The organism is Thermoplasmatales archaeon (genome assembly GCA_014361195.1).
Taxonomy (GTDB): domain Archaea; phylum Thermoplasmatota; class E2; order UBA202; family JdFR-43; genus JACIWB01.
On the sequence record JACIWA010000001.1, the window covers coordinates 145,187 to 168,349 of the forward strand.

Below are 23,163 nucleotides of genomic sequence, written 5' to 3' on the forward strand. Positions count from 1 at the left end.
ATGGAGATAGAAATAAAGGATAGGAAGGAAAACAAATTGTTTAATAGAGAAGAGATTGAATGCGTTTTGAAATATGAAGGAAAAACTCCTGATAGGCAAAAAATAAGGGAAGAGATTAAAAATGCTATTGGCAGAGATTGCTTTGTTGTTTTGCAGTATGTAAAGCAGAGATATGGAGAAAATAAAGCGGATGTATATGCAAAGATTTATCCATCTCAAGAAGATGCAAGGAGGATAGAACCATCTTATATAGTTGCAAGGAATCTCGGAATAAAAGAGGAAAAGAAGGAAAAAGAGGAGAAAAAGGAAGGTGGTAAAAAATGAAGAAAATAGAGCTGTATGAATTAAAGGATGGGAAAATAGTAAGGAAAAGGAAGGAGTGCCCGAAATGCGGGCCCGGCGTTTTTATGGGGGAGCATGGCAACAGGATAAGCTGTGGGAGTTGCGGGTATACTGAGTTCAAAAAACAATGAGAGAAATGCTCGATTTTCTCAGGATAAAAAACATTGAGGAGCTTTTTGAGGATATACCCAAAGAAATAAGGATTGGAATTAATCTGCCAGAGCCAAAAGAAGAGATGGAAGTTGAGGAAGAAATAAGAAATATTTTGAAGAAGAATAAATCATTTTTTGATTTTCCTTCTTTTCTTCCAATAATAAAGCCCCACTATATTCCACCCGCTGTTGAAGAAATAGTTGGCAGAGAGGAATTTTATACTTCCTATACTCCCTATCAAGCAGAAGCATCTCAAGGATTGCTTCAAGCTTTGTTTGAATATCAATCAGTTATTTGTGAGCTAACTGGAATGGATGCTGCAAATATATCCATGTATGATATGGCTTCAGCACTTGGAGAAGCATGCCTAATGGCGGAAAGGATAAAAGGAAAAAAGAAAGTGATAATTCCTTCAAATATATTCTGGCATAAAAAGAGTGTGCTGAAAAATTATGTTAAAGGAGCGGGCATAAAAATTTTTGAAAGAAAATTCGATAGCAATGGATTATTTGAAATTGAAGGCAAAGATGAAATTAAAGATGCCTCCGCAATATATATTGAAAATCCGAATTTTTTTGGAATAATAGATGATAGATACAAGGAAATTATTGAAATGAAGGAAAGGAGCGATGCTTTATTAATTGTTGGTGTAGATCCTCTTTATTTAGCAATCTTTAATCCCCCTTCATTTTATGGAGCGGATATTGTCATAGGAAATGGATATCTAGGAAATCATATGAATTTTGGAGGACCAATGCTTGGAATATTTGCCTGCAGAAAGGAATATCTCCGCCAGATGCCTGGAAAAATAGTTGGAGCGAATGATGAAGGAAAAATATCATTTAGTATGACATTGCAGACAAGAGAGCAACATATAAGGAGGGGAAAGGCAACTAGCAATATATGCTCAAATGAAGCTCTATTATGCATATCATTCCTAGCATATGTTGCAATTCTTGGAAGAAATGGACTAAGAAAAGTTGCGATTAAAAATATGGAAAATGCGGAATATATGGCAAAAAATCTTGAAAAAATAGGATTTAATCTGCCATTTAAAAGAAAATTCTTCAATGAATTTGTTGCAATATGTCCAGTTAATGCAAGCCATTTTAATGAAAAATTGTTTGAAAAAGGGATTGAGAGCGGGCTTATAATAGATGAATATGTTAAAAATGGCCTGCTTTTTGGGGTTACTGAAATGCACAGCAAAAAATTGATTGATGAATGCATTGAAAAAATGAAGGAGGTTATAGAAAATGATGGCAAGTTATAATGAAAAACTTCTGATAGAAATTGAAGAGAAGCCAGAAGAAGAAATTGAGGGTATTGAAAGAAAGGAGCTAAATATACCAAATTTGGAGGAAAGAGAAGTTGTCAGACATTTCATCCATTTAAGCCAGATGAATTATGGTGTAGATACTGGCTTTTATCCGCTGGGCTCATGCACAATGAAATACAATCCAAAAATTCTTGAGAAAATTTCAAGAAATGAGAAAATAAATTATGTTCATCCCCTGCAAAATGAAAGAAATGTTCAGGGTTGCCTTGAAATTCTTTATAAGCTTGAAAAATTGTTATGCGAGATAACTGGAATGGATGCATTTTCCCTGCAACCCTGTGCAGGAGCACATGGCGAGCTTACTGGATTGCTGATTGCGAGGGCATATTTTGAAAAGAAAGGGGAAAGTAGGAAGGAAGTAATTGTGCCAGACTCCGCTCACGGGACAAATCCCGCTTCAGCAAAAATGGCGGGTTTTGATGTAATTGAAATACCTTCGAAGAATGGAATGGTTGATATGGATGCATTGAAAAGTGCTTTGAGCGAAAATACTGCAGTTTTCATTCTTACAAATCCGAATACGCTTGGAATATTTGAAAAGAATATAATTGAAATATCAAAAGAAGTTAAAAAGAAGGGCGCTTTGCTTTATTATGATGGAGCAAATCTGAATGCAATCATGGGAATAACAAAGCCAGCAGTAATGGGATTTGACATAGTTCATCTAAACCTTCACAAAACCTTTGCAACACCCCATGGAGGAGGAGGCCCAGGAAGTGGCCCAATTGGAGTAAAAAACTTCCTTGAAAGATTTTTGCCTGTTCCAAGAGTAAGAGAAAAGGATGGTGAATACTTTTTTGATTATAATATGCCAGATTCTATAGGAAAAGTTAGCTATTTCTATGGAAATTTTTCAGTTTTGCTGAAAGCATATGCATATATAATTATGAAAGGTAAAAAGCTTGAAGAAGTGAGTAAAAGAGCGGTTCTGAATTCAAATTATTTAATGGAGAAGTTGAGAAAAGTTGGTTTAGAAGTTCCTTTCTATGGCAGAAGAATGCATGAATTTGTTGTTTCAACAAAAAATTTAAATATAAGGGCAATTGATGTTGCAAAAAGATTGCTTGATTATGGATTTCATCCTCCAACAATATATTTTCCACTTATAGTTGAAGAGGCAATGATGATTGAGCCAACTGAAGATGCAACAAAAAAGATGCTTGATGGATTCAGCGATGCAATTGAAAAAATTATAAATGAGCCAGTTGAAATTCTTAAAAATGCCCCTCACAATATGCCCGTTAAAAGAGTGGATGAAGCAAAAATTGCAAAGAAAATGTTGCTGAGTTGGAAGGATTTGAAATTAAGATAAATTTAAAATCAAACTTAAAATAAAAAATATATAAAAAGGGAAGAGGGTTAGAAGTTTATTATGAATACGCTTATTCTGTCTTCTGCTGTCTGGCCACTGCTATCATATGCAATCGCTTTTATCTCATGCATTCCTATTGCTCTTTCATCCCATGTCCATGAATATGGTGCACTTGTATCTGTGAATTTAAGCACTCCATCAATATAGAATTCTACTTTTGCTATGCCTGTTGTTGAGCTTGCAGTTGCTTCAATTGTTATTCCTCCTATTATTACTGGCATTGGCAATGGAATTATTTCTCTATCCATCACATACAATGCATTTCTTGGTTTAACTATGGTTACTGTTGGTGGGGTTGGTGCTGTTATTGTGAATGTTCCATCACTTGTATCACTTGCCTTATTTCCAGCAATATCTTTTGCAATTATTTTAATCATGTAGTTGCTTCCATATGGTAAGCCTGCGGTATTCCAATTGTATGAACCAGTATTTGGAATATTGCTTGCTATTAAATTCCAGGTTAAGCCCGCATCATTGCTATATAGCAAATCAATTCCTGCAATTCCTATATTATCGCTTGCTGTCCATCTTATTGTTATTATTCCTCCTAATACCTCGCCACCATTTGGATATATTACTTTAACTGTTGGCGATGTTTTATCTATCTTAAAGGTGGTTATCTTTGCTGGTGTTTCAACAATGCATGAGTTGCTTATTGAATAATATTCTATTGTATGTGTTCCCTCTGATGTAAATGTAAATGGTCCAACATAATTCTGCCATGCTCCTCCATCAATGCGATAATATGTTTCTTTAACTCCGCATATGTAAGCAACGCCTACCAGTTTAATCTGCACATTGCTTACATACCAACCATTTTCACCCATTGTTCCATCTATTATGCAAGTTGTTATTGGCATTGAATATGCAATTCCGAAGCTGCAGGATTTAATTGATTCTGTTGATCCTAAGACATCAACTGAGTAGTATTCAACTGTGTAAAGCCCTTCTGTTGAAACAGTCACTGGCCCAGTATAAGTTTGCCATTCTCCTCCATTTATTCTATATCTTGTATATGCAACTCCTTGTGGGTCTGTTGCATACAGATAAATTGTAACTGGTCCAATATACCAGTTATTGCATCCAAGTGGTCCAAGGCATGAGCAAGTTGTTACTGGTGGCTCATTAATTGTCCTCATTGTTGCTTCTTTATAATCATTTGCTGGATTTGTATCTCCATCCAGCAATGTTGTTACATTTATTGTGTAAATCATGTTTTCTTCAGCGGTAAATGGTGGGAATGTTACCTGTGTTTCTTTTCCTCCTGGTAAGTTATAAACTGTTAGTGTTTCATCGTATATAATTCCTTTATTTATAATCTTCACTATTTCAACATCATCTACATACCATCCTTCATAAGTAACAATATCATCACTTACAAATATGAATGCAACATTTATCTTTCCAGTTGTTGTGTTTATGTAAGGTGTTATATCAACTTCATCTTCTTTCCATCCACCAGATGAGCCAGTGTATGTCTTAAGTATAGAGAATGTGTAGTTATCTCTGCTTGCACATACATATCCAAAGTCATAATTATTCTCAATATTGTACCAATGTTTCCACTTCAACATTAACTTAGTTGCTCCTGTTGCATCTATTTCTGGTGATACTAGCCAATCTTCCATATAATTTATGTATTGTCCAGTTATTTCATTTCCACAATACCATGAATGGCCTGGGCTTGCATACCTTCTTGTGCTTATATGCCACAAATCATAGGTTGGGTCTCCATAGATATCGAAATGAGTCCATCCATCTTCTCCACTCTCAACATCATCAAAGAATATTGTAGATATTCCGTGCGCGTATATTCTGCATCTTACATCAAATGTTTCTGTTGTTGTTCCATAGTTCTTTACTGTTGCCTTAATTGGATAGCTACCTGGTTCAAACATAGTTTCTGCTATAATTGTTACATTATCTATTTCAAACCACCAGTCATAATTTCCAAAGTAATGCCATCTTATTATTACAGTCTGGCCGATGTATGGTGTTAAATCAATTGTTACGAGTTCTCCTGGTCCATAGGGCGAGTGGTCTTCATCCCAGTGCAACAAGTTAGTCCATGTTAATCCACCGTTTGTGCTTATATCTACATCTGCATAGTCATTTGGTGGGGACGTAGTCAAATCATTATATGAAGCAACATATATTAATGTTGCTGAAGTATAGCCCGCTAAGTTAATTGGTGGAGACCATAGCTCTGTGTCCATTGTCTTTCCTGAGCCAAATTTATCACTATCCGCATCAGCGCAATAACCATCTCCTCCCGCATAGTTTGGTCTGCCCCATTCATCATTTCTCTTCCATCTTCCACCAGGATCTGCATTTTCCTTAACTGTCCAGCCAGCGGGCGGGAATGTTCCCTCGAACTTTTCATTCAGCAGAGTTACAATATTTACTGGATAATCTATTGATTTGACTCCAACATCTCTTACATCGAGTATTTGAACCATTGCCTGTGTTGCATTGTTTGCATTGTTTTCATCTCCTGGCAAGCGTGTCTCTACAATCATTGTATAGAATCCTTCTGTTGCAAAGTCATATGGGCTAAATGTTACATATGCAGTTCCTCCAGCAGGTATACTTGGAACTGTTTTATCGTCTTCAAATAGTAAGGTGCGAGCAGTGAGCAATATATCATCAACATATAGGTAATACATATTTGCTGCACTGTAGCAGTGGAAACCAATATAATATGTTCCATCAGTTGGAACATTAAATACAACAGTTGCCTGTGCATATACAGTATTTATTATGTTAGGATTATCCCATAATTTAGTTGTCATTCCTCCTGATGATTGGCTTGTTCCAATCCACACATCCATCTTTTCAGGATAAGAGCTTGAATACGCTCTATACCAGAATGAAAGCTCGTATTCAACTCCCGCTTGCAAGCTTAATCCAGGAGTGAATAGCCAATCGTTTGCTGGATTAGTAGTGTGATAACTATATCTTGCCATTATATATCCACTGTGGGCATAAGTTGATGAATTGTATGTCTCCCAATATTTAGTATCTCCATTTGTATTTTCAACAAGCCATCCTGTTCTAAAGTTTGGTGGTGTTAATCCTTCAAAGTCCTCGCTCAATAATATATTTGTTTGTACTATTGATAGATGAACTGGTACATTGCTAAGAGGAACATTTCCAAAGTTCTTTATTGTTGCATTTACCGCATAGCTTCCAGTGCATTTAATTCCAGTTGGATAATTGATTGATATTGCTCCCGCATCATATACGTTGTTTATCTCTACAATCATTGATTTTGCATCATTTCCAGTATTTTCATCTCCAGGCATCGCTGTTTTAACAACTATTAAGTAGTTTCCTTCTGTTGCAAAGTTATATGGGCTAAATGTTACATATGTTGAGCTATATGCATTTACATTAACTGTTTTATCTTCACCATATAGCAAATCCGTTGAATATACATATATATCATCAAGGTATATTGATGCTCCTCCTCCCGCCTTATGATTAAATCTTATTGAAATGCTTTGTTCCGCATATGCAGATAAATCAACAGTAAACTTATACCATGTTCCTGAAGTCATTGCGTTTAACATGTTATAATCAATGCTTAACAGTGTTGTCCATGGTCCATCTTGAGTTGGTCCAACGCTTACATTGAAGAATTCACCAGAATATGCAGTATAAGATCTCAATAACCAGAACTCAAGAGCATTATTCCCACTTCCAAGAGAAATCATTGAAGTTGCCATATATCTCTCTCCAGAAGTATAGATTGAATAAGCTGAATATGTTCCACTATGCTTATATGTTGTGCTTCTTGACCAAGTTGCAGTTCCACTTACTACTACTACTTGCCATCCTGTTGGTGGCCATGATACTTCAAATCCTTCAGTGAATATTGAAGAGCTGATTTGGTATATCGAGCAATTCACTGGAACATCTGTCTTATTAACATTTCCAAAGTTTGTTACAGTTGCATTTACTGCATGCAAGCCAGTTGGTGCAATTGGAGGTGGATAATTAATTGATGTTACTCCAACATCATCTATATCATTTATTATCAAGGTTATTTCTTTATAATCATTTGTGTTATCTTCATCCCCTACAAGCAATGTTGTTACATTTATCTTATATGTATCTTCAATGCTCACTGCCCATGGGTCAAATACTACATATGTTTGCTGTCCAACAGCTAAGCCACTAACTGTTTTTTCATTTGTAAATACAATCTCATCCAATGAATTTCTTATTGTGCAATTTACATTAAATGCTCCCACTGGCACGTTTCCAAAGTTTGCAACAGTTGCATTTACCGCATATGTTCCAGTGAACTGTGTTCCAGTTGGATAGTTAATTGAAACAGTACCCACATCATAAATATCATTTACTATGATTGTTACTTCTCTATAGTCATCATCTGGATTTGCATCTCCAAATACAATTGTTGTTACATTTATCCTGTATGTGTCTTCAGTTGTTGCTATCCACTCATCAAACTCAACATATTTTTCCTCATCAGTTAATAAACTTGGAATTATTAGCTCGTCTGTAAATACAATTTCATCCGATGAATTTCTTATTGTGCAATTTACTTTAACATCCGTCAGATTTGCTGCTCCAACATTCTTTACTGTTGCATTTACTTTAAATGGTGTGCCTGTTGTATATGTTCCTGGCAATGGGCTATTAATTGATTTAACCTGTGCATCATATACGCCTTGTAAGAATACAATTGTTGTTGTCCAGTCATTGCTCGGGAATTCATCTCCAGTTAGCAATGTTGTTACATTTATTAAATAATTACCAGCGCCACTTGTAATATTCCATGTATCAAATTCAACAAATTCCTCTTCACCTGGTGGTAATGGTGTAGTAGATGCCACAAGTTCATCATCTCCAAATACATATTTATATGTTGGAGCTCCCGTAATCTTTACATTATCTACCATCCAGTACCATGCCCATGCTCCGCTATCATTGTAATACCACCTTATTCTTACATATGACTGACCAGCTGCATATGAGGATATATCGTATACCATGTGTCCTTCAACTGTTGTGGTATAATTTGCTATGGTTACCCATGGAGCAGCTGATGAGCCAACTTGTATATCAACTCTACCCCAAGAGCCAGTATAATGGTAATAATAGGTATCAAATTCAAGTATAACTCCTGTTTGGTCAACGCAGCTGAATGCTGGAGTTATCAATTGCTCATCCATGTATTTTGTTCCTGAACCAAATTTATCACTATCAACAATCATGAATGGCGCAATACATCCACCTCTTGGAGCTCTATTTCCTGGATTTAAGTGTGTCCACGTTGCGGGAATATCTGTTCCTGGATATGTTCCAGGTGTTCCACCATCAACAATTGTCCAGCCAGGTGGCGAGTCAGTTGAAAAATCTGTGAATAGCAACAATGTTCCTGGAATCATCTTATATATTGTGCAATTTACTGGAATATCATCTGATTGCGGAACATTTCCAAAGTTCTTTATTGTTGCATTTACCTCAAGCGAAGGTGGCAATGGAATTGTTCCGGTTGGATAATTAATTGCTGTTGCTCCAACATCATCAATGTTCCATATATTCAACAATGTTGATTTTGCATCATTTCCAGTATTTTCATCTCCCGGAAGATTTGTTTTTACAACTATTAAGTAGTTTCCTTCTGTTGCAAAGTTATATGAGCTGAATTCAACATATTTCTCCTCTCCCGCATTTAAGTCAACTGCTGTATTTTCTCCAAATACCAAATTCAATGAATATACATATATATCATCAAGGTATATTGATGCTCCTCCTGTTGCTAAATAATTAAATCTTATTGAAATGCTTTGTCCCGCATACGCTGATAAATCAACCGTGAATTTATACCATACATAAGTTGTCAATGTATTAAGCATGTTATAATCCATGCTTAACAATGTTGTCCATGGCCCATCTTGAGTTGGTCCAACGCTTACATTGAAGAATTCACCCGCATAATTGGAGTAAACTTTTAGCAACCAGAAATCAACTGCATAATCTCCTCCACCCAACGATATTACTGGAGATGCCATATATCTTTCTCCACTAGTGGAGGCTGTATATGCAGAATATGATCCACTGTGCTTATATGATGAGCTTTGTGTCCAATTTGTGGTTCCACTTACAATCCTTATTTGCCATCCTGTTGGTGGCCATGTTTCAAATCCTTCAGTGAGTATTGAAGAGCCAATTTGATATATTGAGCAATTCACTGGAACATCTGTTAAATCAACATTTCCAAAGTTCTTTACACTTGCATTAACCGCATATGAGCCAGTTGGTTTAATTCCTGTTGGATAATTAATTGCTGTTGCTCCTGTATCATATATATCATTTACTTCAACTGTTATTTCTTTATAATCATTTGTTGGATCTTCATCGGGTGGTGTTGTCCATTTTGTTGTTACATTTATTAAATATAAACCTTCAGTGGGTGTCCATGGGCTGAATTCAACATATTTCTCCTCTCCTGCATTTAAGTCAACTGTTTCATCTTCTCCAAATAGCAATGTTTTGGAATTTATAACAACATCATCAAGACATATGTAGCTTCCTGATGATGTGCTTGTATAATGATTAAATCTTATTACAACGTTTGAACCAGCATATCCGGATAAATCCGCTGAAAATCTATACCACGAATAGTTGGTCATTGAATTGAGCATATTATAATCAATTCCTATTAATAATGTCCATGGTCCTAATGTGCTTGGTCCAACATAAACATTGAAATACTGACCCGTCGATGGAGCATAATATTTCATAAGCCAGAATTCAAGGTAATAGTTTTCGCTTCCAAGAGATATTGATGGTGATGTTAAATTCTTATGACCAGATGTATAAGATGTATACGCTGCAGCTCCTCCGCTATGCTTGTAAGATGTGGTTCTATACCAATAGGAAGTAGCGGTCCATCCTGTTGGTGGGAATGTTGTGGATTCAAATCCTTCATTTAAAAGAGGTGTGCCAACCAGATATATTGAGCAATTCACTGGAACATTGCTAAGAGGAACTGTTCCATAGTTCTTTGCGGTTGCATTTACTTTATGTGATTTTGTTGTTGTTATTATTCCTGTTGGATAGTTTATTAATTTAATTCCCGCATCATATATATCATTCACTTCGAGAGTAATTTGCTTATAATCATTTGTTGTATCTTCATCTCCCGCCAAGCTTGTTGAAACATTTATTATATAGAAGTCCTCTGTTTCAAAGTTATATGGGGTAAATTCAACATATTTGAATTCTCCCGCATTTAAATCAACTTGCTTATCTTCACCAAATACTAAGTTATAAGTGCGAGCGGTGAGCAATATATCATCAACATATAGGTAATACATATTTGCTGCACTGTAGCAGTGGAAACCAATATAATATGTTCCATCAGTTGGAACATTAAATACAACAGTTGCCTGTGCATATACAGTATTTATTATGTTAGGATTATCCCATAATTTAGTTGTCATTCCTCCTGATGATTGGCTTGTTCCAATCCACACATCCATCTTTTCAGGATAAGAGCTTGAATACGCTCTATACCAGAATGAAAGCTCGTATTCAACTCCCGCTTGCAAGCTTAATCCAGGAGTGAATAGCCAATCGTTTGCTGGATTAGTAGTGTGATAACTATATCTTGCCATTATATACCCACTGTGGGCATAAGTTGATGAATTGTATGTCTCCCAATATTTAGTATCTCCATTTGTATTTTCAACAAGCCATCCTGTTCTAAAGTTTGGTGGTGTTAATCCTTCAAAAGTTTCATTTAATAATGTTCCCAATGGAATTATTTGATATATTGAGCAATTTACATTAACATTTGTTTGATCTGTATTTCCAAAGTTCTTTACAGTTGCATTTACCGCATGCAAGCCAGTATTTACTCTTCCTGTTGGATAATTTATTGCTTCAATTCCAACATCAACAATATCATTTACTTCTACTGTTATATTCTGCCAGTCATTCTTTGAATATTCATCTCCAGAAAGTTTTGTTGTAACATTTATTGCATATAATCCTTCAGTGCTTACACTCCATGGAGCAAAATCAACGCCTGTTTGCTCTCCTGATGCTAAGCTTATTGTTTTCTCATCATAATGAACCAATTCCGCATTCCATGAATAAACAATTACATCATCAACATACATTCCTTCTTTTTGTGTTGAGGCATCTGATACAAATGTGAATTTAATCCTTACTTGATTTGTTAAATTAACATATTTTTCTATTGGAACATGCCATACCTGTCCAAACTCAGTATACAGCATGTATGTTTTAACTTCCTTCCATGTTGTTCCATTGTCATCGCTCAAATATAATGTTCCATAGTCTTTATATCCATAATAGAATTGCCCATCTACCCAGAACCAGAATTCAAGAATTGCATGATCTACTCCACTTAAATCAATTGGTTTCGAAATCAAGCTATCATTTGCATTTGCTCTATAAGTTGCTTCATCTGTGCACTTAAAGGAGTATGTTGGGCTCTTATAGCGTGCAGTTGAAATTGTCCATGTATGGCCATCGCCATTTCCATCAACTGCTGTCCAATTACCGGAACCGCTTTCCATATCATCGAAGAAATGAATATTCTTTGTTAGCTTGTATATTGAAAGATTTACATCAAAGTTGCTTTGATCATTTAATCCAGTGTTTTCAATTGTTGCATTTACAGTATAAGTTCCTGTTCCAAGAATTTGCCCTGCTTTTGGTTCATTTATGCTCTTTGTTCTTACATCATCGTTGTGTGTTGTTCCTGGCTTGAATGCAATTTCTGGGTCGCCAAGCAAGTTCAATTCATAATAGCACCATCTCATACAATCTTCTTGCAAGCGATATAAATTATCTTCTTTTGAATCCTGATTTGCTCTTCCCAACTCCCTTAAATTTTCTCCAAATACCGCATCCCAGAATTCTCTGTCATATGCCTGGCTTGGTCCATCTGTGGAATAGCGAACTCCCCATCCATAGTTTGCATTCATTATCACTGCAAATGCTCCGTGCTGGGATTTAACAAGGTGCTCCGCTACACAATCCTCAACTTTGAAATGTCCCGCTATACATCCTTGTGAATATGCAAAGAAATATTTCGTATTTGTTAATGCATAAATATCACTTTCATACATCTTCATTACTACATTGTAGTTGGCATGCCCCAAATGATTTATCATATGAACACCCGAGTTAATAATGGTAGATAACTCAGCTACACTCCAATCATAGCCAGGCGCATCATGCAATGCACTTATATTATATTCATTTCCTGGAATACCAACTGTATAATAGCCATTTGCATTTGAGCCATTTCTCATCTCTTCTTTATAGCTTGAGCCATAATCCGCAATTCCTCCAAATCCAAGATATTCTGAGCAAAGCAACGCCTTGTTTAGATATGGATCTTGCGAAGCATCATATTCAAGTGTCTTCTTTACAAAGTTTGAGAGCTCTTCCGCATTTTCAACTGGTGCCCTTCCAACATATACCTCCGCTCTTAAATCAACATCTTTTCCTCCTGGCCCATCATTTGGCTCTCCCCAGTAGCTATCTCCATCGCTGTTATAGTCTCCATCAAGGCAGGCATAGTATAAATCTGATTCCATATCGGGGTCAATATCTCCTCCCGAATATGCTTGAACCCATAGCCCTCTATATGGAACAACACTTATATCCCCTCCAAGCAACACATATTGAGTATGCCATTCCTGATATGCCCATTTTATGAAATTTCTTATCTTTTCTGGATTATCCCTGCCACCAAAGTTTGAATAAATATATTCAACTGTTACAATTGTTGCATTCATTCCCTTTGCAATCTTTGAATTCATCAAGGTAGTAAAGTTATATGTGCCAGGAGCATTTTTTAATGCTTCATTTGTTATAATAACATACTCGCATGAATGGCCTGGATTAAGTGGATATGTTAAAACCTCTCTTGGATTATCAACTACTCTTGTAACTAATTCTCTATCTTCTTCTGTTCCTCTGAATAGTTCATTTAATTCTCCTTCTTTCAATTCAACAACAAGTTCCATGTTTGGATATAAATACAGTTCATATGTTGATGGATTCCATTGTACAGGATATAAATTTATTGTTACTATTGGAAAGCCTCTTAAATATTGAGTTGATACTTCCTTGTATAGATAGCCAGGATATATCTCGCTTGATTTGTATATCTCTTCTTTTTCTTCTATTTCTGGCTCCTCATCGCTTCCAATTGGAACAGGCCTTTGCTTTGGAACAATCTTTGCCTTTCCTATTAAAATGGGTTCTCCCGCAATAACTTTTATTTCCTTTACTTCTGCTCCATAGGGTAGCAATACATTCACTGGCTTAACAGGAATTGCGGGTTCGCCGGCATTTCCTACAGTTGGTAAGTCCATAGCAAGATTGGTATATTCTTCTCCCGCAAGAAACACATTTTCAAGCCTTGGCTGTATAAAATCAAATTTCATTCTTATTGGTGTCCTTATTGGCTCACCTTTTGTTATTGTTGAGCCTTCTGTTAATGGCTCAATTGCGTTAGCTGGCAATGCCATAGAGCTCATTACTAACGCCAACACAACACATACGCTTATTCCTGCTTTTTTTCCTTTCATTTTATCTGCCTCCAAACTTATATCAAAAAAATATATATAAATTTTTTCCTGTCAAATGTTAGCTTGTGTCAGATGCTACTCTTACAACTGTTTTTATTCCTCCTCTTAAATTGAAATCTCCAATAACTTCAATAAATTTTGGCTTCAATGCATCGCTCAAATCCTTATAAATTTTATTTGTTGCTTCTTCATGCGTCACATATTTATAGCGATATGAGTTCAAATAAAGTTTAAGAGATTTCAGCTCAACTATATACTTGTCAGGTATATATCTTATTTTTATTGTTGCAAAATCAGGATAGCCAGATCGAGGGCATAAAGAAGTAAATTCAGAAAAGGTTATTTCAACAAAGTAATTTTTCTCTGGATAAGGATTTTCCCATAATTCAATTTTTGCCTTTTTTATTTCTTTTTCCCCATATTTCATTATGGTATTTCCTCCATTTCAAGTTTTTCTCCTTCTCTTAAATATATTATAGATAAGCGCATTTCTTTTGCCTTTTTCTTCAATTCCTTATCATTTGTTAAAATCGCTGCCTCCATTTTAATTGCGGTCTCAATAACTCCATCATCTCCCTTGCATGAAGTTTCTACAACCCTGAAACACCTTTTCTTTATTATGCTGAGGGCAAGCTGAGCCGCCCTGCCTGTTTCTCCTCCTTTCTCAGCAAGTTTTTCAACTTCTTCAACCACACTTCTAGGAACAATTATTCTACAAACTCCTAAAAGGCGATTCAATTCTTTCTCAATATTTATATCAAATTGATATGGCATCAGGAGGGCATTTGTATCAAGCACTACTGCCCTCATTTTATTTCACCGTACCCATATAAATGCCATCTCCCCCCTATATTGCGGGAAATTGCAACCCTTTGCCCCACTTCCGCACATACAGGAATTTTCAAATTAACTTCAATATAATCTTTCTTCAATGTTTTTGGAATACCAACAGTTGTAGCGGTACCAACTGTAAGCATCAGCGATTCATTGCTCCTTATTTTTCCCAAATCCTTTCCCTCAACTCTTTCAATAACATGCAAATCCATGCACAAATCATAAAGAACAGGTGGAAGATTTTTTCCAACAACCTTTCCAGCAAGTCCATCCGCCTTAGTAAAAACTGGATCAAGATATGTTCCTATAGCAAGCAATCCTCCAGGATAAGCTTCGCTTACAATTTCTCCTCCAGTCATTATAGAAGCAATTTCAGTAAAAATTGACTCATATGATACTTTTCCATGACTCTCTACTCTTATTCCAGGCCTTATTTCAATTTCATCCCCAACTCTCAGCACACCTTCCTTTAGTGAGCCACCTATAACCCCACCTTTCAGATCAGATGGCTTTGTTCCAGGCCTATTTACATCAAAACTGCGGGCGGAATACATCAGAGGAGGCTTGCTTTTATCTCTTTGAGGAGTAGGAATAAATTCTTCAATTGCCATTATAAGCACATCAAGATTTACCTCATGGTGGGCGGAAACTGGAATTATTGGAGAATTGCTCGCTATTGTATCTTTTAAAAAATCAACTATCTCCTCATAACTTTTCATTGCCCCTTCTTTCCCAACCAAATCAATTTTATTCTGCACAACTATAACATTCTTCGCCCCAACAATATCAAGCGCCATCAGATGCTCCTCTGTCTGCGGCTGGGGGCATTTCTCATTTGCAGCGATCAAAAGCATTGCCCCATCCATGATGGCGGCGCCAGATATAACAACCGCCATAAGAGTTTCATGCCCTGGAGCATCAACAAAAGAAACCTTCCTTAAAAATTTTGTTTCTTCTCCGCAGTGCTTGCAAACTGGTTTTGTTGAATAGCATTCTGGCTCATCGCAATTTGGACATTTATAAAAAGATGCATCCGCATAACCAAGTTTTATTGAGATACCTCTTTTTATCTCTTCTGAATGCTCATCAGTCCATTTTCCAGTTAATGCCTGGGTTAAAGTAGTTTTTCCATGGTCAACATGTCCTACCATCCCAATATTTATTTCTGGTTGGCTCATTTTTCCTTTAATTTACCAGCAGACTTGAGCAATTCTTCAATTGGCTTTGCTCCCTTTTTTGTTATTTTCATGTTTATTTGAGATGTATTTAAGCTTATTGTATTTCCACAAACTGTTAATCTTTTCCTAACTCCTTTATCTTTTGGCTTAAATCCCTTACCTTTTGCGGTTAATATTTTCCTTCTCTGCATACCTGGTAAATCACTTCTCATTGGAAACCCATCTTTGTCAGAACCACCTGTTATCTGCAACTTATAGCCTGGTAAGGAAACGAATATTCCATCTACTTCCTCACCAATCTTTTTGCCTATTAATGAGTTTGCATGATGCCCATCAACTACTATCTGCCAGCTTTTTGCCCCATCACTTATTACAACCTTGAATTCCGCCATAGCAATCATCCAGCAAATAAAAAGGTATTTTAATATTTTTGGTTATTCAGATACTTTCGATGCTTATCTATAAAGAGATTTTGCCAAAAAAATCTTCTGAAAATATAAGCAAGAAATATGCTTGCTTTAACCTCAGCACAATTTTATCTCCATAGATAGCAGTTATTTGATTGCTCATAGCTCCTCTTTAAATCCTTTATCGCTTGCAATATTTCTCTTGCAATATAGTATTCCTTTATACTGATTTCACCATAAATATAGGCGCTACCTCTTTTTTCACAGTTATAAAGTTTTTTATTCAATTTATCTCAAATTTATATTAAGCTTTCAGAATGAATAAATCTTCTATTTTCATTTCCATAAATTTTTAACCGTTATCCCACCCAGCCATTAAATATAATTTTAAATTTAGAAAAATAATATCAATGGTCATGAAAAACAAAATGAAAGGAATTTTATCAATATTAGGCGCAAGCTTTCTTTGGGCTACTGAGCCAATTTTCGCAAAACTTGCTTATAAAAGCTCAGATTTTGTTCAAACATCAACAGTGAGAGCAATAATTTCCTGTATAATAGCCATTTTTTATATTAAAGCGAGAAAATCAAATTTGAAAATAAATAGAGAAAATTTCATTAAAATTTTATATATAGGAATTTTTGGCACACTAGTTGGTGATTTTTTATATCTTTTTTCATTGACAAAAATTCCAGTAATAAATGCAGTTTTATTAGCCCATATCCAACCTGTCTTTATAGTAATAATCGGCTTCTTTTTGTTAAAGGAGGATAAATTAAACAAATATGATTTTACAGGAATTTTTCTTATGATTTTATCCGCTTTCTTAGTAACTACAAAAACAATTCAAAATTTTTTGTCTATGAAATTTGGAACAAGCTATGATTTTCTTGTTTTGCTCGCAACATTTACTTGGGCAACAACCGCAATAGTTGGAAGAAAATATCTTACTCACCTAAATGCAGGGGTTTTAACTTTTTACAGATTTTTAATACCATCTTTCATCCTTCTCTCTTATTTAGCAATAAATTCAAAAATATCTTCTCCAAATATCTATCAAATATTTCTCGGTTTTATAGGAGGAGCGGGAACTATTTTATATTATGAAGGCCTAAAAAGAATTAAAGCAGCTCAGGTTTCCGCGATAGAATTATCAACTCCTTTCTTTGCTTCCATATTGAGTTTTTTCATCTTAGGTGAAAATATAGCTATATTGCAAATTTTTGGCATCCTTCTCCTCATGGCTGGAATATATTTTTTATCCAAGAAAGAAGCAAGTTAGTATGCGGGCGCCGGGATTCGAACCCGGGTTATAGCCGTGGCAGGGCTATGTGATACCAGACTACACTACGCCCGCTTAAAAGTAAATTATCGATTTGATATATAACATTTTATATTTTGAATGAAAAAAAATTTATTTGATTGCTCGATTTTATTCAATGAAATTTATAATATTTGGCGCTGGCGCAATTGGCTCACTTTTTGGAGGATTACTTTCAAGAAAAAATGATGTTTTGCTTGTGGGAAGAAAGGAGCATATTGAAGAAATAGAAAAAAATGGGCTAATTGTGGAAGGCTTTACCAATGAAATTTTTTATCCTAAGACTGAATGGGATGGAAGCAAATATGATTTTGTTATTCTTACAACAAAAGCATATGATACAGAAAAAGCGGTGGATGAAATTTTAAGAAAATTTGGAGAAATTCCTATTATTTCAATTCAAAATGGTTTGAGAAATGAAGAAATTATAGCAGAGAAAATGGGGATTGAAAATGTTATTGGAGCACTCACCACTCATGGAGTAACATTTATTGGGAATGGAAGGATATATCATGCGGGAAAGGGAGAAACAATAATAGGGGAGTTAAGCGGTGAAATAACTGATAGAATAAAAAATATTTGTAAAACATTTAACGAATGTGGAATTGAAACGAAAATAAGCGGTGAAATAAAGAAAGAGAAATGGAAAAAAGCAATAGTTAATTCCGCAATAAATGGTCTGACTTCTATTTTAAGATGTAAAAACGGGGAGATAATTAAAAATGAATATGCAATAGAATTAATAAAAAAAATATGCACTGAGGCAATTGAAGTTGCAAAAGCAGAAGGAATTGAGATAGAGGATATAATTGAAAAAGTGAAAGAAGTTGCAGAAAATACTTCAGAAAATATTTCTTCAATGCTACAGGATATAATTTCTGGAAAAAAAACAGAAGTAGATGAAATAAATGGAGAAATAATAATAAGGGCAAAAAAACATGGAATAAAAACTCCAGTAAATGAAGTGATATATAGCTTAATAAAAGCAAATGAAAGTGTGCGGCATCTGGGTTGACCTAACGCTCATTGATCACGCAGGGGCCCGTGATGCCGCTGTCGCTCCATATTTTACCTCCATTCATTTTTCATAGAGGTCTTAAGATGGAGCTAAAAATATATCTGCAAAATATATAAATTTAATCCTCAAAAATCCATCTTTCATCATCCATGCTATATTCCACTATTTCATCTTTGCTAAACCACAATTTTATTTCTTTTTCAGCGGTTTCCTTGCTATCGCTAGCATGTATTATATTCCTCCCTATATCTTGAGAAAAATCTCCTCTTATTGTTCCTGGCATTGCATCGCTTGGATTTGTTGGGCCAACAATCTTTCTAACTCTTGAAACCGCATCTTTTCCTTCAACAACCATTGCAAGAACTGGACCACTTGTTATATAATTTATCAGCCCATCGAAAAAATTCTTACCTTTATGAGCCATGTAATGCTTCTCCGCCATCTCTCTAGATATTTTTAAAAATTTAATTGCTACTATTTTAAATCCACAATCCTCTATTCTCTGCAAAATTTTGCCGATTAATCTCCTCTGCACACCATCTGGCTTTATCATTAAAAAAGTTCTTTCCATAATCTCACTTTGCTTTTGTTATCCATCTAACTTTCTTAGGTTCTCTCCCGAGTTTTAGCATATTTTTATGGCACTTTCCTGAGCAAAAATAGTAAGCGGTTCCATCCTTCTTTACAAACATTGTTCCTGTTCCAGGTTCAATCTCATTTCCGCAAAAAGTGCATTTTTTTGCCATTATTTCACGCTCAATCTCTTTGCTTCTCTTTCCGCTTCTCTGAGCATTAATATATCCCCTTTCCTTACAGGACCCATTAAATTTCTTGTTATAACCCTATTTTTATCCCTTCCTTCAAGAATTTTCACTCTAACCTGCAATACTTCCCCGCACATTCCTGTTCTGCCAATTATTTCCACAACTTCCGCTGGAATGCTCTCCTCAGGCATGTCATCCCTTTATCTCCTTCACTTTCTTAACAACTTCTTCAAAAATTTCTTTCGCATCTCCCTCGCTTATTATCGCAACAACAGATGCCTGCACCTGCAGGCCAGCTGCTCGCCCCAGCTCCTCCTTTGAAGGAACATAGGAATAGGGCACGTTTTTTTCCTCGCATAGATATGGCATGTGAGCGAGTATTTCTTCAGGAGAAACATCTTTCGCCATTATAACAAGCTTCGCTTCCCCTCTTTCTACCGCTTTTGTTACCTCATTAGCTCCCTTCTTTATCTTTCCACTGCTCCTCGCTTTCTCAACCAGCTCATACGATTTTTTAACTATCTCTTCAGGTATTTCAAACTTTACATAGATTGGCATTTACATCGCCTCCTATCATAGGCATGAGAAATATTTTGGTTATATATAAATATATTGGTTGCGTAAATTGTTAAAAATTTTTGAAAAATTGGAATAAAAAATCTTATCCAAACAATTATTATATAGAAAAAGTTTATTTATCATGATTTTGAAAGATGAAAAGAAGCTTGATCTTTCTTACATACCGGATAAAATAATGTGCAGGGATGAAGAGATAAGGAGGTTGAGATATTTAATAAAAAGCGGTAGAGCCCTTATAAGCGGGGGAGTAGGCACTGGAAAAACATTGCTTGCCCGCTATGTGGGAGGGGATGCTTATGTAAATTGCTATGTAAACAGAACTGAACATAGGGTTTTGGAAGAAATTTTAAAACAGATAAAACCTAAATTCAATCCCGCTGGACTGCCAACCCAGAAGCTATGGAATGAAATTGATGGAAAAAGAATAATAATTGATGAAATTGATGGAATGGAAATTGATGAATTAAGACATTTTGCATATACTCTTTCAAGACAGAAGGAATTTGGTAAAAAAATAGATTATATAGCAATCACAAGAAGTCATTTGATTTTAAAGCAAATTCTTGATGAAGCAACATGGAGCACATTTGCCCAGAATTCTGTTGTTGAGCTGAAGCCATATTCATGGGAACAAATGAAAGAAATATTATCTTATAGGGCGAGTGAGAGCTTGAATAGAGAGTGCTATGATGAAGAAATAATTTCATTAATAGCAGATATAGCAATCTCTTCAGTTGGACATACAAGAACTGGAATTTCAATTCTTCTAAATTCCTCTTTAATAGCGGAGACAAAAATGCATAAAAAAATTGAGGTGGAAGATGTAAGGGAAGCAAATATTGATGAAATTTTTTTTGATTTGAATACCATGGAAAAAGAAGAGCTTTTGTTGCTTCTTTCTGTTGCGGATGCGTGCAAAAATAAAGCTTATGTTAGTTATGATGAGATAATGGAAAAATTTTTTTTAAGGAATGAAGAGTATGAAATGAATATCGATGAAAGAAAATTTGAGAAGATATTTAAAAAACTTTTAAGTCAGGATTTAATAAAGGAAAGCAAGTTTGGCTATACCATTCTAAATTTTCCAGCAAATTTATTAGTTAAGGAAATTGAGAAAATTATTTCATGAATTCCCTTATTTCTTTCGCAACTTCTTCTGGCATTTTTTCAAGAATTGTCTCAAAATGAATTCTTTCAAAAAACATCGCGTCATTTCTATAATATTTAACCATATTTTGCCTAGTTAATATTCTGAAATGCGTTGGAAATTCTTTATCCATATCAATGAAAACAGCGAGATTAAAGCTATTCCTCCTTATGCTTGAATAATAGGATAATATTTTGCTGATAACTAATGCAAGCTTTTCAACTTCATTCTCTTCTTTACAGAACCCAAAAACCTCATTGAAACCAAAAGGAGCAAAAGGAACAAATAAATAAAATCCATTTATTTTTCCTATAAATCTATCCCCTTTAATCTCCTCTTCAATATATGAAAAAAATTTATCCTTATTTTTGATTATCTTTTCCATATATGTTGTAGGGTACTCACTCAAAACCACTTGCGTATGGGGATGCAGGATGCTGGCGCCAGCGGGCATGAGGTAGTTCCAGTTGATTGAGGCATATCTTGCTTTTCCGTCATAGAAATTTTCAATGTATTCTGAGCAGAGTAAAAAATTGCTTTCAAGCAACTCCGCAGAAAACTCTTCTGGCTTGATATAATGATTTTTAAATGCGCATACACCACTATATTTTGCATAAGGATTTATGTTCGGAAACAGGAAAGAGTGAGAATTTTCCATAAATCCAAAATCAAATTTTGCAAGCTTATCTTTAGTGCAAAAAATGCAATCTTTTTCTATAATTTCTTTAAAATCCTCCTGTCTGTCTATTTCAAGCCCCGCTCTTTTCATTATTCTGCAATTCCTCTCCCATACCTCATCTTTTCTTATCTCTACGTTTCCTTCCTTAAATTTTTCAAACATGAGCTAAATCCCGAGCAATATTTTTAATTTTTCCGGTAGCTCATCGGTTTTTCCTTCCTTTAAAGACATTGCGGATTTAAAGCATATCTCAACCATTTTTTTAAAAAATTTCTCCCCGTATTCTTTTTTTGCAAGAGAAGGTGAGCCAATATAGGCATCTTTTGCTCCAATTTCCTCAAATGTTTTAAAAAAATCCAATGCATGCATTTTTATTTTTACATCCTCTACCTTACATTTTTTTATCCGCTCTGGAAAAAGGTATAAGGCAAGAGATGTTTCTTTTATATCCCCGTGAATTTCATATTCGTCTTTTTCAAATAATTCTCCTTTAAAATATGCAATTGAAATTGGCTCGCATGCCACTATACCCTTTTTTCTTGCTTTTTTAATTGCTTTATGTATCGCTTTTATATGAAAAATATCCATGTGAAAATTTAGAATTAAAAAATATTTGAAATTATGTTTTGAAAAAGACAGGAAAATGTCCATCAATATATTATATAAATTTTTCCATGAAACATTTATTGTGCCAGGAAAATTTCTTGCATATCTGCAAACACCGAGTGGCAGAGAAGGGAGTGATAAAATTTCTATACCATTTTCCTCCATTTTTTCCATCAATGCCTCTTCAACTTTTTTTGAAATAAGAAGGTCTGTAGCCAATGGCAAATGAGGACCATGAGCTTCTAAAGGACTGATTGAAATAAAAATTATGGCATCTCTGCTTATCTTATCTACTTCTTTCCAGCTCATATCTTCTATTTTCATAACCCTATATTATAAATTTATAAATGTTTTTTTCTTTACCAATGATGAATATATTGCTTGGTATAGGAAATGAGATGAATGGCGATGATGGCATTGGTGTATATGTTGCAAAAAAGTTAAAAAGCAATGAATGGAAAACAATAAATTGTGCAACTGTACCGGAAAATTTTTTTTATGAGATAATAAAGCATAAGCCAAAAAAGATTGTTATGGTTGATGCTGCAGATATGGGACTGAAATGCGGGGAAATAAGAAGAATCAGGAAAGAAAAAATAGGAAAAGCAACATTCTCTACCCATTCAGTTCCTCTTTCAATTTTTGTATCCCATTTGCAAAAGGAAATAGGAACAGAAGTAATAATAATAGGAATTCAGCCAAAGACAATGTATGGTAAGATAAGTAAAGAAGCTAAGAGTTCCGCAAACAAGCTTATAAAGATGATTAAAGAGGAAAAGATAGAAGAAATTGAGGAGTTATAAAAAAATTTTA

Annotated in this window: 20 protein-coding genes and 1 tRNA gene; 8 read left to right on the plus strand and 13 right to left on the minus strand. The window is 35.0% G+C overall.

What is annotated here, in order from left to right; all coding sequences use genetic code 11:
- Genes H5T44_00655 through gcvPB form a run of 4 tightly spaced genes read left to right on the plus strand, consistent with a single transcriptional unit; the run spans nt 1 to nt 3,146 of the window.
- On the plus strand, nt 1-324 hold the full coding sequence (locus H5T44_00655; GenBank protein ID MBC7080755.1) for a 30S ribosomal protein S24e: 324 nt from the start codon (nt 1-3) through the stop codon (nt 322-324).
- The gene (locus H5T44_00660) at nt 321-473 is read left to right on the plus strand and encodes a 30S ribosomal protein S27ae (protein ID MBC7080756.1); all 153 of its coding nucleotides are present in this window, start codon (nt 321-323) and stop codon (nt 471-473) included. The genes H5T44_00655 and H5T44_00660 overlap by 4 nt, the downstream gene beginning before the upstream one ends.
- Complete coding sequence (gene gcvPA, locus H5T44_00665) at nt 470-1,768, plus strand: aminomethyl-transferring glycine dehydrogenase subunit GcvPA (GenBank protein ID MBC7080757.1); 1,299 nt, start codon at nt 470-472, stop codon at nt 1,766-1,768. The genes H5T44_00660 and gcvPA overlap by 4 nt, the downstream gene beginning before the upstream one ends.
- Nucleotides 1,752-3,146: an aminomethyl-transferring glycine dehydrogenase subunit GcvPB gene (gcvPB, locus tag H5T44_00670; protein ID MBC7080758.1), complete on the plus strand. Its 1,395-nt coding sequence runs from the start codon at nt 1,752-1,754 to the stop codon at nt 3,144-3,146. Before gcvPA ends, gcvPB begins: the two co-directional genes overlap by 17 nt.
- 47 nt (nt 3,147-3,193) lie before the next feature.
- On the opposite strand, the gene H5T44_00675 is transcribed toward gcvPB, so the two are convergent.
- The 6 genes from H5T44_00675 to H5T44_00700 all read right to left on the minus strand — a co-directional run bounded on the left by H5T44_00675 (nt 3,194) and on the right by H5T44_00700 (nt 16,522).
- Complete coding sequence (locus H5T44_00675) at nt 3,194-13,816, minus strand: choice-of-anchor J domain-containing protein (protein ID MBC7080759.1); 10,623 nt, start codon at nt 13,814-13,816, stop codon at nt 3,194-3,196.
- 58 nt (nt 13,817-13,874) lie between these two features.
- Nucleotides 13,875-14,243, minus strand: a complete 369-nt coding sequence (queF, locus tag H5T44_00680; protein ID MBC7080760.1) for an NADPH-dependent 7-cyano-7-deazaguanine reductase QueF — start codon at nt 14,241-14,243, stop codon at nt 13,875-13,877.
- Entirely contained in the window at nt 14,243-14,626 is a 384-nt protein-coding gene (locus tag H5T44_00685) for a DNA-binding protein (protein MBC7080761.1), read from the minus strand. Before H5T44_00685 ends, queF begins: the two co-directional genes overlap by 1 nt.
- Nucleotides 14,623-15,828, minus strand: coding sequence for a translation initiation factor IF-2 subunit gamma (locus H5T44_00690; protein MBC7080762.1), 1,206 nt, complete (start codon nt 15,826-15,828; stop codon nt 14,623-14,625). The genes H5T44_00685 and H5T44_00690 overlap by 4 nt, the downstream gene beginning before the upstream one ends.
- Nucleotides 15,825-16,220 (minus strand): 30S ribosomal protein S6e, encoded by a 396-nt coding sequence (locus H5T44_00695; GenBank protein MBC7080763.1) that lies wholly within the window; start codon nt 16,218-16,220, stop codon nt 15,825-15,827. The genes H5T44_00690 and H5T44_00695 overlap by 4 nt, the downstream gene beginning before the upstream one ends.
- A gap of 143 nt (nt 16,221-16,363) precedes the next feature.
- Nucleotides 16,364-16,522: a hypothetical protein gene (locus H5T44_00700; GenBank protein ID MBC7080764.1), complete on the minus strand. Its 159-nt coding sequence runs from the start codon at nt 16,520-16,522 to the stop codon at nt 16,364-16,366.
- Between the two features lie 141 nt (nt 16,523-16,663).
- On the opposite strand from H5T44_00700, the gene H5T44_00705 reads away from it, so the two are divergent.
- Nucleotides 16,664-17,518 (plus strand): DMT family transporter, encoded by an 855-nt coding sequence (locus H5T44_00705; protein ID MBC7080765.1) that lies wholly within the window; start codon nt 16,664-16,666, stop codon nt 17,516-17,518.
- Between the two features lie 2 nt (nt 17,519-17,520).
- On the opposite strand, the gene H5T44_00710 is transcribed toward H5T44_00705, so the two are convergent.
- A tRNA-Gly gene (locus H5T44_00710) sits at nt 17,521-17,593 on the minus strand.
- An 82-nt stretch (nt 17,594-17,675) separates the two neighbouring features.
- Here H5T44_00710 and H5T44_00715 point away from each other — a divergent pair.
- On the plus strand, nt 17,676-18,572 hold the full coding sequence (locus H5T44_00715) for a ketopantoate reductase family protein (GenBank protein ID MBC7080766.1): 897 nt from the start codon (nt 17,676-17,678) through the stop codon (nt 18,570-18,572).
- A 121-nt stretch (nt 18,573-18,693) separates the two neighbouring features.
- Here H5T44_00715 and ndk read toward each other — a convergent pair whose 3' ends face one another.
- From ndk to H5T44_00735, 4 genes are read right to left on the minus strand one after another with little or no spacing between them, the layout of a single operon-like run.
- Nucleotides 18,694-19,146 (minus strand): nucleoside-diphosphate kinase, encoded by a 453-nt coding sequence (gene ndk / locus H5T44_00720; GenBank protein MBC7080767.1) that lies wholly within the window; start codon nt 19,144-19,146, stop codon nt 18,694-18,696.
- A gap of 4 nt (nt 19,147-19,150) precedes the next feature.
- Nucleotides 19,151-19,321, minus strand: coding sequence for a 50S ribosomal protein L24e (locus H5T44_00725; protein MBC7080768.1), 171 nt, complete (start codon nt 19,319-19,321; stop codon nt 19,151-19,153).
- Nucleotides 19,321-19,530 (minus strand): 30S ribosomal protein S28e, encoded by a 210-nt coding sequence (locus tag H5T44_00730; protein MBC7080769.1) that lies wholly within the window; start codon nt 19,528-19,530, stop codon nt 19,321-19,323. The genes H5T44_00725 and H5T44_00730 overlap by 1 nt, the downstream gene beginning before the upstream one ends.
- Before the next feature lies 1 nt (nt 19,531).
- Entirely contained in the window at nt 19,532-19,897 is a 366-nt protein-coding gene (locus H5T44_00735) for a 50S ribosomal protein L7ae (GenBank protein MBC7080770.1), read from the minus strand.
- 142 nt (nt 19,898-20,039) lie between these two features.
- On the opposite strand from H5T44_00735, the gene H5T44_00740 reads away from it, so the two are divergent.
- Entirely contained in the window at nt 20,040-21,047 is a 1,008-nt protein-coding gene (locus H5T44_00740; GenBank protein MBC7080771.1) for a hypothetical protein, read from the plus strand.
- Here H5T44_00740 and H5T44_00745 read toward each other — a convergent pair.
- Complete coding sequence (locus H5T44_00745; protein MBC7080772.1) at nt 21,037-21,906, minus strand: hypothetical protein; 870 nt, start codon at nt 21,904-21,906, stop codon at nt 21,037-21,039. The genes H5T44_00740 and H5T44_00745 overlap by 11 nt on opposite strands.
- Before the next feature lie 3 nt (nt 21,907-21,909).
- Complete coding sequence (locus H5T44_00750; protein MBC7080773.1) at nt 21,910-22,674, minus strand: creatininase family protein; 765 nt, start codon at nt 22,672-22,674, stop codon at nt 21,910-21,912.
- A gap of 44 nt (nt 22,675-22,718) precedes the next feature.
- On the opposite strand from H5T44_00750, the gene hycI reads away from it, so the two are divergent.
- Complete coding sequence (hycI, locus tag H5T44_00755) at nt 22,719-23,153, plus strand: hydrogenase maturation peptidase HycI (protein MBC7080774.1); 435 nt, start codon at nt 22,719-22,721, stop codon at nt 23,151-23,153.
- The last annotated feature ends 10 nt before the right edge of the window (nt 23,154-23,163 follow it).